General features: G+C 75.4%; 15 protein-coding genes. 11 read left to right on the forward strand and 4 right to left on the reverse strand.

Annotation, left to right across the window (positions count from 1 at the left end; translation table 11 throughout):
* The 4 genes from ilvN (at position 1) to WAB14_RS05660 (ending at position 3,370) form a co-directional block, all read left to right on the forward strand.
* On the forward strand, positions 1-513 hold the full coding sequence (gene ilvN / locus WAB14_RS05645) for an acetolactate synthase small subunit (RefSeq protein WP_340268218.1): 513 nt from the start codon (positions 1-3) through the stop codon (positions 511-513).
* 50 nt (positions 514-563) lie between these two features.
* A complete protein-coding gene (gene ilvC, locus WAB14_RS05650) occupies positions 564-1,592 on the forward strand; it encodes a ketol-acid reductoisomerase (protein WP_340268220.1) in 1,029 nt (342 codons plus the stop codon).
* Between the two features lie 81 nt (positions 1,593-1,673).
* The gene (locus tag WAB14_RS05655; RefSeq protein WP_340268222.1) at positions 1,674-2,111 is read left to right on the forward strand and encodes a DUF3253 domain-containing protein; all 438 of its coding nucleotides are present in this window, start codon (positions 1,674-1,676) and stop codon (positions 2,109-2,111) included.
* Positions 2,108-3,370: an FAD-binding domain-containing protein gene (locus tag WAB14_RS05660; RefSeq protein WP_340268224.1), complete on the forward strand. Its 1,263-nt coding sequence runs from the start codon at positions 2,108-2,110 to the stop codon at positions 3,368-3,370. Before WAB14_RS05655 ends, WAB14_RS05660 begins: the two co-directional genes overlap by 4 nt.
* Before the next feature lie 10 nt (positions 3,371-3,380).
* On the opposite strand, the gene WAB14_RS05665 is transcribed toward WAB14_RS05660, so the two are convergent.
* Positions 3,381-4,163, reverse strand: coding sequence for a hypothetical protein (locus tag WAB14_RS05665; protein WP_340268226.1), 783 nt, complete (start codon positions 4,161-4,163; stop codon positions 3,381-3,383).
* Between the two features lie 77 nt (positions 4,164-4,240).
* On the opposite strand from WAB14_RS05665, the gene WAB14_RS05670 reads away from it, so the two are divergent.
* The 4 genes from WAB14_RS05670 to WAB14_RS05685 all read left to right on the forward strand — a co-directional run bounded on the left by WAB14_RS05670 (position 4,241) and on the right by WAB14_RS05685 (position 8,751).
* A complete protein-coding gene (locus tag WAB14_RS05670; protein ID WP_340268228.1) occupies positions 4,241-5,323 on the forward strand; it encodes a 3-isopropylmalate dehydrogenase in 1,083 nt (360 codons plus the stop codon).
* Between the two features lie 64 nt (positions 5,324-5,387).
* A complete protein-coding gene (locus WAB14_RS05675; RefSeq protein ID WP_340268230.1) occupies positions 5,388-6,515 on the forward strand; it encodes a branched-chain amino acid aminotransferase in 1,128 nt (375 codons plus the stop codon).
* Positions 6,512-8,125, forward strand: a complete 1,614-nt coding sequence (gene cimA, locus WAB14_RS05680; RefSeq protein WP_340268231.1) for a citramalate synthase — start codon at positions 6,512-6,514, stop codon at positions 8,123-8,125. The genes WAB14_RS05675 and cimA overlap by 4 nt, the downstream gene beginning before the upstream one ends.
* The gene (locus WAB14_RS05685) at positions 8,122-8,751 is read left to right on the forward strand and encodes a maleylpyruvate isomerase N-terminal domain-containing protein (protein ID WP_340268233.1); all 630 of its coding nucleotides are present in this window, start codon (positions 8,122-8,124) and stop codon (positions 8,749-8,751) included. The genes cimA and WAB14_RS05685 overlap by 4 nt, the downstream gene beginning before the upstream one ends.
* Positions 8,752-8,835: 84 nt before the next feature.
* Here the strand turns inward: WAB14_RS05685 and WAB14_RS05690 are convergent, their stop codons facing one another.
* Both WAB14_RS05690 and WAB14_RS05695 read right to left on the reverse strand, forming a co-directional pair.
* Positions 8,836-9,327: a MarR family winged helix-turn-helix transcriptional regulator gene (locus WAB14_RS05690; protein WP_340268235.1), complete on the reverse strand. Its 492-nt coding sequence runs from the start codon at positions 9,325-9,327 to the stop codon at positions 8,836-8,838.
* Positions 9,324-9,782, reverse strand: a complete 459-nt coding sequence (locus WAB14_RS05695; RefSeq protein WP_340268239.1) for a DUF6069 family protein — start codon at positions 9,780-9,782, stop codon at positions 9,324-9,326. Before WAB14_RS05695 ends, WAB14_RS05690 begins: the two co-directional genes overlap by 4 nt.
* 94 nt (positions 9,783-9,876) lie before the next feature.
* Here WAB14_RS05695 and WAB14_RS05700 point away from each other — a divergent pair, with 94 nt between their 5' ends.
* Entirely contained in the window at positions 9,877-10,605 is a 729-nt protein-coding gene (locus WAB14_RS05700; RefSeq protein ID WP_340268241.1) for a maleylpyruvate isomerase family mycothiol-dependent enzyme, read from the forward strand.
* A 1-nt stretch (position 10,606) separates the two neighbouring features.
* Here WAB14_RS05700 and WAB14_RS05705 read toward each other — a convergent pair whose 3' ends face one another.
* Positions 10,607-11,500: a 3-methyladenine DNA glycosylase gene (locus WAB14_RS05705; RefSeq protein ID WP_340268243.1), complete on the reverse strand. Its 894-nt coding sequence runs from the start codon at positions 11,498-11,500 to the stop codon at positions 10,607-10,609.
* 57 nt (positions 11,501-11,557) lie between these two features.
* Here WAB14_RS05705 and WAB14_RS05710 point away from each other — a divergent pair, with 57 nt between their 5' ends.
* A complete protein-coding gene (locus WAB14_RS05710) occupies positions 11,558-12,361 on the forward strand; it encodes a fumarylacetoacetate hydrolase family protein (RefSeq protein ID WP_340268245.1) in 804 nt (267 codons plus the stop codon).
* Positions 12,358-13,887, forward strand: a complete 1,530-nt coding sequence (gene gltX, locus WAB14_RS05715; protein ID WP_340268247.1) for a glutamate--tRNA ligase — start codon at positions 12,358-12,360, stop codon at positions 13,885-13,887. The genes WAB14_RS05710 and gltX overlap by 4 nt, the downstream gene beginning before the upstream one ends.
* Positions 13,888-13,896 lie beyond the last annotated feature (9 nt).

Here is a 13,896-nt window from a genome sequence, read left to right on the forward strand (position 1 = left end):
ATGAGCCGGCACACCCTGTCCGTCCTCGTCGAGAACAAGCCGGGCGTGCTCGCCCGGGTCTCCGCGCTCTTCGCGCGCCGGGCGTTCAACATCACGAGCCTCGCGGTCGGCCCGACGGAGAACCCGTCGGTGTCGCGGATCACCGTCGTCGTCGACGTCGAGTCCCAGCCGCTGGAGCAGGTGACGAAGCAGCTGAACAAGCTCGTCAACGTCCTCAAGATCGTCGAGCTGGACGCGGAGTCGTCCGTCCAGCGGGAGCTCCTGCTCGTCAAGGTCCGCGCCGACGCCGCCACCCGCGGCGACGTCGCGCAGGTCGCGGCGCTGTTCCGCGCCTCCGTCGTCGACGTCGCCACGGACGCCGTCACGATCGAGGCGACGGGCCGCCCCGAGAAGATCCAGGCGCTGCTGGAGGTGCTGAGCCCCTTCGGCATCCGCGAGCTCGTCCAGTCCGGCGCCGTCGCGCTCGGACGCGGCGGTCGCGCGATCGGCGACCGCACGCTGCGCAGCGCCTGAGCGCCCACCCAGACCCCCACCCACCCCCACTGACGGAGGAGACCCACCCGATGGCCCACATCTACACCGACGCCGACGCCGACCTCGCCGCCATCCAGGACCGCGTCGTCGCGGTCATCGGCTACGGCTCGCAGGGGCACGCGCACGCCCTCAACCTGCGCGACTCCGGCGTCGACGTCCGCGTCGGGCTCGCCGAGGGCAGCCGCAGCCGCGAGCGTGCCGAGGCCGAGGGCCTGCGGGTCGTGACGCCCGCCGAGGCCGCCGCCGAGGCCGACGTCATCATGGTGCTGGTCCCGGACCAGGCGGCCCGGCACGTGTACGCGGAGGCCATCGAGCCGAACCTCGTCCCCGGCAAGGCGCTGTTCTTCGCCCACGGGCTCAACATCCGCTTCGGCTACATCACGCCGCCGGAAGGCGTCGACGTCTGCATGGTGGCGCCGAAGGGCCCGGGTCACCTCGTGCGCCGCGAGTACAGCCAGGGTCGCGGTGTCCCCGTGCTCGTCGCGGTCGAGACCGACGCGAGCGGGGAGGCGTGGGACCTCGCCCTCGCCTACGCCCGGGCCATCGGCGGGCTGCGGGCGGGCGGCATCCGCACGACGTTCGCGGAGGAGACCGAGACCGACCTGTTCGGCGAGCAGGCCGTCCTCTGCGGCGGCGCGAGCCGGCTCGTCCAGGCGGGCTTCGAGACGCTCGTCGAGGCCGGCTACCAGCCGGAGGTCGCGTACTTCGAGTGCCTCCACGAGCTCAAGCTCATCGTCGACCTCATGTACGAGGGCGGCATCGCGAAGCAGCGCTGGAGCGTCTCCGACACCGCCGAGTACGGCGACTACGTCTCCGGCCCGCGCGTCATCGACGACTCCGTCAAGGCCCGGATGAAGGACGTCCTCGGCGACATCACCGACGGCAGCTTCGCGAAGCGGTTCTTCGACGACCAGGACGCCGGCGCGCCGGAGTTCCGGCGGATGCGCGAGGAGCAGGAGCAGCACCCCATCGAGGCGACGGGCCGGGAGCTGCGCAAGATGATGGCGTGGGTGTCCGACGGCGACGACGACTACACCGAGGGCACCGCCGCCCGCTGACGCGCCCGGCGACGACGTCCCGGTGGCACCCGCTCGGCAGGTGCGGGTGCCACCGGCGGCGCGCCGGGTGATGATCGTCCGGTGAGCCGCCGGAGGGACCGCCCGGACGCCGACCCGGGCCCGGAGCCGCTCGAGCGGACGTGCCGCGTGTGCGGGCGCCGCATGGAGCGCCGTGCCCGGTGGGGCGACCACTACGACGAGGTGCGCTACTGCTCATCGGGGTGCCGGCGCCGCGGGCTGCGCCCGGTCGACGAGCGGCTCGAGGACGCGCTCCTCGACCTGCTCGCCCGCCGCGCCCGTGACGCCAGCGTGTGCCCGAGCGAAGCCGCCCGGCTCGTCGCCGGGCACGGCACAGACCGCGACGAGGACGCGTGGCGCCCGCTCATGGAGCCCGCGCGCATGGCGGCGCGTCGCCTCGTCGCCCGCGGGCACGTCGAGATCACTCAGCACGGCCGGGTCGTGGACCCGAGCACCGCGAAGGGGCCCGTGCGGGTGCGGCTGCCGCGGACCGCGAGGTGAGCACGCGGACGCAGCTGCCGACCCCGGGGCCGGACGTCGCCGCCGACCCCGACGCCGCCGTCGCGTGGGTCGGTGCGCACCTGGGTGACCTCGCCCTCGAGGGCGCCGAGGGCGCCGAGGGCCTGGTCGCGAGCCCGGCCTTCCGCGGCGGGCAGCCGGCGGCCGACGCCGCGCTCGCCGCGCTCGACGTCACCGGCTACGCAGCGCGCCGCAACGAGGTGTGGCCCGAGCCCCGGCGCGGCGCGAGCCGCATGAGCCCGTACATCCGGCACGGGCTCGTCGACCTGCGCAGCGTGTGGGACCGCGTCGCCGACGCCCCGTCGCGGGACCGGCAGAAGTACCGCGACGAGCTGCTGTGGCAGGAGTACGCCCGGCACGTCCACGCCCGGACGGGACGGGGCATGCGGGCGCCCCTGCGGCACGAGCCGGCCGTGGGCTCCGGCTGGTCGGGGGAGCCGTGGCCGGCGGAGATGGCGTGCATGCGGCTCACCACCGACGAGCTGCGTCGTGACGGGTGGCTCGTGAACCAGACCCGCATGTGGCTGGCCTCGCAGTGGACGGTCCGGGCCGGGTGGGACTGGCGGGAGGGGGAGGAGGAGTTCTTCCGGCACCTGCTCGACGGCTCCCGGGCGGCCAACCGGCTCGGGTGGCAGTGGACGGTGGGCGCGGGGACCGGGCGCCCGTACGGCTTCAGCCGGTGGCAGGTCGAGAAGCGCGCGCCCGGAGTGTGCGCGGGCTGCCCGCTCCGCGAGCGCTGCCCCGTCGACGGCTGGCCCGACACCACGGCGCCGCCGCGGCTGCTCCACCGCGCCCCCGGTCTCGGCCGCGGCGAGCCCGGCGCCGACCTCGCCGGGCCGTCCGACGTCGTCGCCACCTCTGCGCCGCGCGCGGTGTGGCTGACGTTCGAGTCGCTCGGCGACGCCGACCCCGCCCTCGACGCGCACCCCGAGCTGCCGGTGGTCGTCGTCTTCGACGAGCCGCTGCTCGCCCGGCTCCGGCTGTCCGCCAAGCGCCTGGTGTTCCTCGCCGAGACCGTCGCCTCCCTCGCCACCCGCCACGACGTCGAGGTCCACCGGGGCCGACCCGGGGAGGTCCTGCACGGCCGGGACGCGGCCGTCACCCACGCGCCCGTCCCCGGGTTCGGGCCGCGCGCGGTCCGCGCCTCCCCCGCGGAGGTGCACCCGTGGCCGTGGCTCGTGCGCCCCGGCGCGGGGTCCGTCCGGTCCTTCACCGCGTGGCGCAAGGGGGCCCGCGTCTGAGCCGAGGGGGTCAGTCCCCGCCGCCGTCGCCCCCGCCGCCGTCACCGCCGTCGCCGGAGCCCGCCCCCGCGGAGGCGTCACCGTCGACCGCGGTCCCGATCGCGCGGAGGTCGAGCGCGTCGGAGTCGTCCGCGACAACGAGCACCACCCCGCCGTGGTCGTCCCGGCGGTTCTCGAGCTCGGCACGCAGCGCCCGGGCCGAGCGCGAGCGGGCGAGGAGGAGGAGGGCGCCCGCACGCGCGAGCGTCTCGTCGGTGAGGTCGTCGCCGGTCGCGAGCGCCGCCAGCCGTCGCCGCCCCTCCGCCGCCCGTCGAGCACCGGAGCCCGTGAGCCGCACCTCGTGCTGGGTGCCGTACCAGCGGCTGCGCGTGGTCGTCGTGACGAGCCCTGCGCGCTCGAGCTCCTCCACCGCCGCCGCGCGGACGCGGGTGGTCAGCCCGGTGTCCTCCGTCCGCAGCCGGAACAGCAGGTCCCGCAGCCGCACGCCGGCCGGGTCGTCCGCGCCGAGGAGCCGGGCCCGGGCGGCGTCGTGGAGCACGACGAGCGGGGGGAGCGGCGGGCACGCGACGTCGCCTGCTGCGACGAGCGGCGTCGCGCTCTCCCCGATCAGGCGGCGCCGACGTCGCACCGTGACGCTCCACACGCGGCGCAGGACGAGCTCGCGGGCGGTCAGCGAGCTCGACGACAGCCCGACCGTGCGGCCGTCCGCGAGGAGGATCTCGCCGGCCGCGGCGGACAGCGGCCACGCGACCGGCTCGTCCTCGGGGACGGGGGACGGCGCGCTCGGGCCCACGGCGGGAACCCTACGGCGTCCACCAGCACTCGGACGGCCGGGCCGGGGCGGCCGGTGCGCGTCGTAGCCTGCGGAGCGTGACCGCGACGACGCCCGCCGCCGCCCCCCGCACGCTCGACCTCGCCGTCATCGGTGGCGACGGCATCGGTCCGGAGGTGGTGGGCGCCGGTCTCGACGTGCTCCGCGCCGCCGTCGCCGCGGACGGTGTCGACGTCCGCACCACGGACTACGACCTCGGGGCGGCGCGCTGGCACCGGACGGGGGAGACCCTCACCGACGCCGACCTCGACGCCGTCCGGCAGCACGAGGCGATCCTCCTCGGCGCCGTCGGCGACCCCGGAGTGCCGAGCGGGGTGCTCGAGCGCGGCCTCCTCCTGCGGCTCCGCTTCGCCCTCGACCACTACGTCAACCTCCGCCCGTCGGTCCTCCTGCCCGGCGCCACCAGCCCCCTCGCGCCGCACGTCCTCGACAAGGGGCCCGTCGACTTCGTCGTGGTCCGTGAGGGCACCGAGGGGCCGTACGTCGGCAACGGCGGGGCGCTGCGCGTCGGGACGCCCGCGGAGATCGCGACGGAGGTGAGCGTCAACACCGCCTTCGGCGTCGAGCGCGTCGTGCGCGACGCCTTCGCCCGCGCCGCGGCCCGCCCGCGGCGGCGCCTCACCCTCGTCCACAAGCACAACGTCCTCGTCCACGCCGGACACCTGTGGCGACGTACCGTCGAGGCCGTCAACGCCGAGTTCCCGGACGTCAGCGTCGACTACCTCCACGTCGACGCGGCGACGATCTTCCTCACGACCGACCCGCAGCGCTTCGACGTCGTCGTCACCGACAACCTGTTCGGTGACATCCTCACCGACCTCGCCGCCGCCGTCACCGGCGGCATCGGGCTGGCCGCCAGCGGCAACGTCAACCCCGACCGCTCCTCGCCCAGCATGTTCGAGCCGGTCCACGGCTCGGCCCCCGACATCGCGGCTCAGGGGGTCGCCGACCCGACCGCGACGTTCCTGTCCGTCGCGCTGCTCCTCGAGCACGTCGGGCTCGGAGAGGCCGCCGCGCGCGTGCAGGAGGCGGTCGTCGGCGCCCTCGCCGACCGCGACCCCTCGGCGCCGCGCCCGGGCACGGCCGAGGTCACCGACGCGGTCCGCGCCCGGCTCGCGTGAGGGCCGCGGCTAGGCTGACCCGGACCGCGCGCCGGGGCGCGGCCGGACCGCTGGGAGGCGCACGATGACGCAGACGGACACCGACACGTCGCAGGACGCCGCGGGCACCTCGCCGCTCGCCTTCACGGTCGACCCGGACGTCGCGCGGCGCACCGACGAGGAGCGCGCGCAGATCCTCGGTGCCCCCGGGTTCGGGAAGCACTTCACCGACCACATGGTGACGGCGACGTGGACCCTCGATCGGGGCTGGCACGACGCCGGCGTGCGCGCCTTCGGCCCCATCACCCTGTCGCCCGCCGCCGCGGTCCTCCACTACGCGCAGGAGGTGTTCGAGGGTCTCAAGGCCTACCGCCACGACGACGGCTCGGTGTGGTCGTTCCGGCCCGAGGCCAACGCCGCGCGGTTCGCCCGCTCGGCCCGTCGCCTCGCGCTGCCGCAGCTGCCGGAGGCCGACTTCCTCGGCTCGCTCGAGGCGCTCGTGCGCGCCGACGTCGACTGGGTGCCGAGCGGGGGCGAGGCGAGCCTCTACCTGCGCCCGTTCATGTTCGCCTCCGAGGAGTTCCTCGGGGTGCGCCCGGCGCACACCGTCACGTACTGCCTCATCGCCTCGCCCGCGGGCTCGTACTTCCCGGGCGGTGTCCGCCCGGTCAGCATCTGGCTCACGACCGACTACACCCGGGCCGCCCCCGGCGGCACGGGTGAGGCGAAGTGCGGCGGCAACTACGCCGCGAGCCTCGCCGCCCAGCAGGAGGCCATCGGGCACGGCTGCGACCAGGTCTGCTTCGTGGACGCGACGGAGCACCGCTGGGTCGAGGAGCTCGGTGGCATGAACCTCTACTTCGTCCACGCCGACGGCCGGCTCGTCACGCCGTCGCTCACCGGGACCATCCTCGAGGGCGTCACCCGCTCGTCGATCCTCACCCTCGCGAAGGAGCTCGGGCACGAGGTCGAGGAGCGGAAGGTCTCCGTCGAGGAGTGGCGCGACGGCGTCGCCTCCGGCGACATCACCGAGGTCTTAGCGTGCGGCACCGCGGCGGTCGTCACCCCGCTCGGGCGGCTCGCGTGGGACGGCGGCGAGGTCGTCATGGGCGAGGAGCCGGGGGAGACGACGATGCGGATCCGCTCGCGGCTCCTCGACATCCAGTACGGCCGCGAGGCCGACGAGCACGGTTGGCTGCGGCGCCTGGCATGAGCGAGCGCGCGGCGATCGAGGTCTACGACACGACCCTGCGCGACGGCGCCCAGCAGGAGGGACTGTCGCTGTCGGTCGCCGACAAGCTCGCGATCGCGCGTCACCTGGACGACCTCGGCGTGGGCGTCATCGAGGGCGGGTGGCCCGGCGCGATCCCGAAGGACACCGAGTTCTTCGCGCGCGCCGCCGACGAGCTGCAGCTGCGCCACGCCCGCCTCGCCGCGTTCGGCGCGACCCGCCGGGCGGGCGGGCGCGCCGACACCGACGCGCAGGTCAGGGCGCTGCTCGACGCCCGCGCGCCCGTCGTCACCCTCGTGGCGAAGAGCCACACCGGCCACGTCGAGCGCGCCCTGCGCACCACTCCCGCGGAGAACCTCGAGATGGTCCGCGACAGCGTCGCCTTCCTCGTCGCCGAGGGCCGCGAGGTCGTGCTCGACGCCGAGCACTTCTTCGACGGCTTCCTCCTCGACCGCGCCTACGCGCTCGAGGTCCTCCGGGTCGCCATGACCGCGGGTGCGAGCACCGTCGCCCTGTGCGACACCAACGGAGGGCACCTGCCGGACGTCGTCGCCGACGTCGTGGCGGAGGTCCGTGCCGCGGTCGGGGCGCCGATGGGCATCCACTGCCACAACGACACCGGCTGCGCGGTCGCGAACACCCTCGCGGCCGTCGACGCCGGTGCCGTGCAGGTCCAGGGCACGCTCAACGGCTACGGCGAGCGCACCGGCAACGCCGACCTCGTGACGGTCGTGGCGAACCTCGAGCTCAAGCGGTCGACGCCCGTGCTGCGCCCGGGCGGTCTCGCGGAGGCGAGCCGGATCGCGCACGCCGTCAGCGAGATCACGAACGTGCCGCCGTACTCGCGCCAGCCGTACGTGGGCGCGAGCGCCTTCACCCACAAGGCCGGCCTGCACGCCAGCGCCATCCGCGTCGACCCCGACCTCTACCAGCACACCGACCCGCGCACGGTCGGCAACGACATGCGGATGCTCGTGTCGGAGATGGCGGGCCGGGCGAGCATCGAGCTCAAGGGCCGGGAGCTCGGCCTCGACCTGTCCGACCCCGTCCTGCTGTCCGCGGTGACGGAGGCGGTGAAGTCGAAGGAGGCCGAGGGGTACACGTTCGAGGCCGCCGACGCCTCCTTCGACCTCCTCGTCCGGCGCGTCGCCGCGGAGCGCGGCCTCGGTGAGGGTGTCCCGGACTACTTCCACGTCGACTCCTGGCGCGTCATCACCGAGATGCGACCCGGCGACGCGCACGGCGCCGCGCTGTCGGAGGCGACCGTCCGGCTGGTCCTCCAGGGGGAGCGGTGCGTGGCCTCCGGCGAGGGCAACGGGCCCGTCAACGCGCTCGACGCCGCGCTGCGCACCGCGCTCGACCCCAGCTACCCCGAGCTCGCGCACCTCGACCTCGTCGACTTCCGGGTGCGGATCCTCGACGCCGCCCACGGCACCGACGCCGTCACCCGCGTGCTGCTGGAGACCGCCGACCAGGAGTCCTCGTGGACCACGGTGGGGGTCGGTCCCAACGTCGTGGAGGCGTCGTGGGAGGCCCTCGTCGACGGCCTGGCGCACGGGCTGCTCCGCCGGGGCGTCCCCTCCCGCGCGTGAGCGAGGCGTTCCTCGCGGGCGCGCGGGCGGCGCACCGGCTCGTGGCCTCCTCCGTTGTCGGCGACCGGTGGTCCGAGTCGTCGGTCCTTCCCGGCATGTCGACGGGGGAGCTCGCGGCGCACCTCGCCCGGGCGGTCCTGCAGGTGGACGCCTACCGGTCACGTGGCACGAGCACGCCGGTGACGACGGACGCGGTCGGCTACTTCGCCGACCTCGCAGGCACTGCCGAGCCGGACTCGGTGCTCAACGTCGGGGTGCGCGAGCGCGCGGCGGCCTCCGCCGCTGACGGGCACGGGGCGCTCGTCGGCGCGCTCGAGGCCGCGCTGGTGAGGCTCGGTGCCGCACTGCCGACCGCGCCCCGCGACGAGGTCGTCGTGGTCGGCCATCGGCGGGACCAGGTGCTCCTGCTGTCGGAGTACCTGCGGACCCGGTGCGTCGAGCTCGCCGTCCACCTCGAGGACCTCGCCCTGTCGGTCGACGCAGCCCCGGAGGTGCCGGCGGCAACGGTCGGCGAGGCCGTCGACCTGCTGCAGGCGGCGGCGCGCCGCCGGTACGGCGACGCGGCCGTCCTGCGGGCCCTGGCCCGCCGCGAGCGAGACACCGTCGACGCCGCGCGCGTCCTCTGAGCACGGCCTCGGGCGGTGAGAGGGGGATCCGTCCCGCGACACGCCGCCCCGGCCGGGACGAACTCCCCTCTCACCGTGTGGGTCCTACCGGCAGGTCGCGCCCGGCAGCCCGGCCGCCGCACGCTCGAGCAGGCGCACGAGGTCGACGCGCTCACGCTCGTCGAGCCCGGCGAGGGTCTCCTCCGCCAGCACCGTCCACGCCTCGTCGACCCCGTGCAGCCGCTCGCGTGCCGCGGGGGTGAGGGAGACGACCGTCGACCGGCGGTCCGCGGGGTCCGGGTCGCGCCGCACGAGGCCCGCCCCCTCGAGCCGCTGCACCATCTTCGTCACGGTCGGCGGCTCGATGGACAGCGCCCCGGCCAGCCGTCCGGGGGTCGTCGGACCGGTGTCGGCGAGCACGAGGAGGAGCACCTCCTGACCCGGGTGGAGGTCGAGACCCCGCAGCAACGACGCCGCGCGCGCCCGGTGCGCCCGGGCCAGGGACACGACGGCGCGGTTGACCCGCCACGCCCACCCCGGCTCGCCCGGTCCGGGGCGCTCGCTGCCCGGGGGCAGCACTGCAGGGGCGTCGCTCACGCGGTGAGTGTCTCCCGACGCCCGAGGAACAGCAGCACGGCGGCGGCGACCACGACGTGCATGAGGCACAGGAGCAGGCGGGCCGCCGTCGAGGCGTCGACCGCGACGAGGAACGGCTGGGCGAAGGACAGGACGAGGAGCACGAGCACCCCGACGGTGAACACCGCCTCGGGCCACCGGGTGAACCGCAGGTGGACCCAGCGCCCGACGGTGGCGGCGACCACGCCGACCACGCTCGCGACGGCGACGGCCCCGACGACGAGGGGAGCGGACGACCCGTCGGCGGCCGCCGGGTCCGGGACGAGCACCTCGAGGCCCGCGGCGCCTGCGACCAGGAAGAGGACGACGTTGACGACGACCGCGGCGAGGGCGGCGAGCAGACCGCGGACCCACAGGCGGCGGGTCGGCCGGGTCGTCCCGGCGGCGGCAGGGGTGGTGGGGGTGGGGGTGGCCATGGTTCCTCCTCGGACCGAGCTCCTTTGCCGGCTCACAACATGATGAGCCGGCAAAGCATTCCTGTCCAGGACCGGGGGCCCTACGGTTCGCGTCGTGGACCACGACACCCTGCTCGCGCACGTGCGGGCCGACCACGACCGCACCCAGGTCGCGGCCACGGCCGCCGGTCTCGACGCCCCCGTCGTGACCTGCGGCGACTGGACCGTCCGCGACCTCGTCGAGCACCTGTCGCTCGTCTACCGGCACAAGGTCGCGTGCATCGAGCTGCAGGCGGAGCCCGAGCCGTGGCCACCACCGGACCGGCACGTCGGCGACCCGCTCGTCGAGCTCGACGCCGCCCACGAGCGGCTCCAGGAGGTGCTCGGATCCCACGCCCCCGGCGACCCCGCGTGGACGTGGGAGGAGTCGGACCGGACCGTCGGCTTCTGGGTGCGCCGCATGGCGCACGAGACCGCGGTGCACCGTGCCGACGCCGAGCTCGCGGCCGGGACGACCCCGGTCGTCGACGCCGCGCTGGCGGCCGACGGCGTCGACGAGCTCCTCCGCGTCTTCGCCGAGGGCGACTGGTCCGACGTCCCGCAGCCCGGTCCGGCCACGACCGTGGTCCTCCACGTCCCGGGGCGCGCGTGGACGGTGCGCTCGACGCCCGACCGGCTCGCGGTGGGCGACGGGGCGGACGAGGCGGCGGACGCGACGGTGCACGCCGACGCGTCCGACCTGCTGCTGTGGCTGTGGGGCCGCCCCCACGGCGAGCTCGCCGTCGACGGCGCGCCGGACGCCGCCGAGGCGCTGCAGCGGCGCCTGGCCGTCGTGACGACCTGACTCACCCGCGGGTCGCAGCCCCCGCGAGGACCGTCTCGCACACCGCGACGAGGCGCTCGCGGAGGGCCGCGGCGCGCCCGGTGAGCTCGCGCTGCCGGGCGACGTACTCCGCCCTGCCCTCCTGCGTCTCGATCGCCACGGGAGGCAGGGCGTACGACGACAGGTCGTAGGGGGACGCCTGCATGTCGAGGACGCGGATCTCACCGGCGAGGGCGAAGCAGTCGAGGGCGAGCTCGCCCGGGACCGCCGGACCGAGCTTCGTCGCCCACTTGTGGCAGTCCATCGCCGCGTGCAGGCACCCCGGCTGCTCGAGGGCGACCTGCCGCTCACGGGTCGGCTGCACGCGGTTGCGGCCGACGGCGGCGGGGGTGAAGAAGCGGAAGGCGTCGACGTGGGAGCAGCGGACGGGGTGCGACTCCACGACGGCGTCGGTGCCGGCCTGCCCGAGCCGCAGCGGCAGCGGGTGCCGCAGCTGCTCGTCGCGGCCCTGCCGGTAGACCATCGCCCACTCGTGGAGGCCGAGGCAGCCGGTGAACGCCGGACGGGTCGCCGTCGCGGTGAGGAGGCGGTGGACGAAGCGGACGGTGTCGCCGCGGGCCGCGACGTAGGCGTCGACGTCGAGGTCCACGACCCCGTTCGCCTCGCGGTACCACCGCCATGCTGCGTGCAGGGCCGCGCCGTCCTCGGCCGGGGCGAGCGCGACGCCCGCGCCGGGGTGCCTGCGCCTCAGCTGCGCGGGCCGCGTCGGGTAGTACGTCCAGAGGAAGTCCTCGACCGCGTGCGGCTCCCCGCGCGCCCGTCGCGACCGGTGCCCGGCGCTCAGGGCGTCCGCCCGCGCCTCGTGCGCCGCGAGCCGCGCCCGCCACACCTCGGGCGGGAGCACCTCCGTCGTCACCGCCCCAGGGTAGGCAGTGCGGCAGGGGGTCACAGGCCGCCGGTAGCCTCCTCGACCGTGCGGATCGCGAGGTACACGACAGGTGAGGACCCCGTCTACGGCATCGTCGAGGGCGACCCGGGCGAGGAGGTCCTCCACCAGGTCGCCGGGGACCCCCTGTACGTCGAGCCCGTCCGCACGGGGCAGACGCACGCCCTCGTCGACGTCCGCCTGCTCGCGCCGGTCATCCCGCGCAGCAAGGTGGTCGGCGTCGGCAAGAACTACGCCGACCACGTGGCGGAGATGGGCGGCGGCCAGGCGCCGACGGAGCCCGCCCTCTTCCTCAAGCCCAACACGAGCGTCGTCGGGCCGATGGACCCCGTCGTGCTCCCGTGGCAGTCGGAGGAGGTCCACTACGAGGGCGAGCTCGCCGTCGTCATCGGCCGCCTCTGCAAGGACGTGCCGGAGGACCGGGTGCCGGAGGTCGTCCTCGGCTACACGTGCGCCAACGACGTCACCGCCCGCGACCTGCAGCGCAGCGACCTCCAGTGGGCGCGCGCGAAGGGCTTCGACACCTTCTGCCCGCTCGGCCCCTGGCTCGTCACCGCCGACGAGCTCGCCGTCGACGACCTCGCGCTCACCACGCGGCTGGACGGCCAGGTCGTCCAGTCCGGCCGGACCTCGCAGATGATCCACGACGTCGTCTCCGTCGTGAGCCACGTCAGCGAGGCCTTCACGCTCCTGCCCGGCGACGTCATCCTCACCGGCACGCCGTCGGGGGTGGGCCCGCTGCAGGACGGGCAGGTGGTCGAGGTCGAGGTGGAGGGGATCGGCGTGCTGCGCAACCCGGTCCGCGACGCCGGTGAGGGAGGTGCCGCGTGAGCCCCGAGGTCCACGAGGTCGTCCACGAGCACGCGGGCCTGCCCGCCGCGGGCGCGGTGCGCGTGCGGTTCTGCCCGTCGCCGACCGGTACCCCGCACGTCGGGCTCATCAGGACGGCCCTGTTCAACTGGGCGTACGCCCGCCACACCGGCGGCACGTTCGTCTTCCGCATCGAGGACACCGACGCGGCGCGCGACTCGCAGGAGTCGTACGACGCGCTGCTCGACTCCCTGCGCTGGCTCGGTCTCGACTGGGACGAGGGACCCGAGGTCGGCGGGCCGCACGCCCCCTACCGGCAGTCCCAGCGACGCGCCGTGTACGACGACGCCATCGCGCGGCTGCTCGAGGCCGGGCAGCTCTACGAGTCGTTCTCCACCCCCGCGGAGGTCGAGCAGCGCCACCGCGACCACGGCCGCGACCCCAAGCTCGGCTACGACAACCACGACCGGTACCTCACCGACGAGGCCCGCGCGGCGTTCCTCGCCGAGGGCCGCTCGCCGGTGCTGCGCTTCCGGATGCCCGACGCCGACGTCGTCGTCGACGACCTGGTCCGCGGCGAGATCCGCTTCGCGCAGGGCAGCGTGCCCGACTTCGCCGTCGTGCGCGCCAACGGGGACCCGCTCTACACCCTCGTCAACCCCGTCGACGACGCCCACATGGGCATCACCCACGTGCTGCGGGGGGAGGACCTGCTGAGCTCGACGCCCCGGCAGGTCGCGCTCTACGACGCGCTCGCCGCCGTCGGGGTCGGGACGGGCGTCCCGCGCTTCGGGCACCTGCCGTACGTCATGGGCGAGGGCAACAAGAAGCTGTCGAAGCGCGACCCCGAGTCCAACCTCCTCCTGCACCGCGAGCGCGGCTTCCTGCCCGAGGGGCTCCTCAACTACCTCGCGCTGCTCGGCTGGGGCATCGCCGACGACCGCGACGTCTTCACCCTCCCCGAGATGGTCGCGGCGTTCGACGTCGCCGACGTCAACGCCAACCCCGCGCGCTTCGACGTCGCGAAGGCCGAGGCGATCAACGCCCAGCACCTGAGGGCGCTGCCGCCCGAGGAGCTCGGCCGGCGGGTCGTGCCGTACCTCGCCGGGCTCGTCGCCGACCCGCCGACCCCGGCCCAGGCGGAGGTGCTCGCGGCGGCCGTGCCGCTCGTGCAGGAGCGGATGACGCTGCTCGGGCAGGCCCGCGACATGCTCGGCTTCCTCTTCGTCGACGACGACGCCCTCCGCCACGACGAGGAGTCGGTCGCGGCGCTGCGGCCCGAGGCGCCCGAGGTGCTCGCTGCGGCCCGCGAGGCCCTCGCCGGGCTCGGGAGCTGGGACACCGCGGGCATCGAGGCGGCCCTCCGTGCGGCTCTCGTCGACGGTCTCGGCGTCAAGCCGAAGTTCGCCTTCGCGCCCGTGCGGGTGGCGGTGACGGGCCGACGGGTGTCCCCGCCGCTCTTCGAGTCCATGGAGCTCGTCGGTCGGGAGTCGTCGCTCGCCCGGCTCGACCGCCTCGCCGCCCGGCTCGGACCCGCGCCGGGCTGACGGTCGAGG

The organism is Aquipuribacter nitratireducens, from assembly GCF_037860835.1.
Classification (GTDB): Bacteria; Actinomycetota; Actinomycetes; order Actinomycetales; family JBBAYJ01; genus Aquipuribacter; species Aquipuribacter nitratireducens.

What these genes read in the sequence shown, in the direction of transcription:
- WAB14_RS05695 (WP_340268239.1), bottom strand. Translation starts at nt 9,782, where the DNA reads ATGGCCACCCCCACCCCCACCACCCCTGCCGCCGCCGGGACGACCCGG.
- ilvN (WP_340268218.1), top strand. Translation starts at nt 1, where the DNA reads ATGAGCCGGCACACCCTGTCCGTCCTCGTCGAGAACAAGCCGGGCGTG.
- cimA (WP_340268231.1), top strand. Translation starts at nt 6,512, where the DNA reads ATGAGCGAGCGCGCGGCGATCGAGGTCTACGACACGACCCTGCGCGAC.
- ilvC (WP_340268220.1), top strand. Translation starts at nt 564, where the DNA reads ATGGCCCACATCTACACCGACGCCGACGCCGACCTCGCCGCCATCCAG.
- WAB14_RS05675 (WP_340268230.1), top strand. Translation starts at nt 5,388, where the DNA reads ATGACGCAGACGGACACCGACACGTCGCAGGACGCCGCGGGCACCTCG.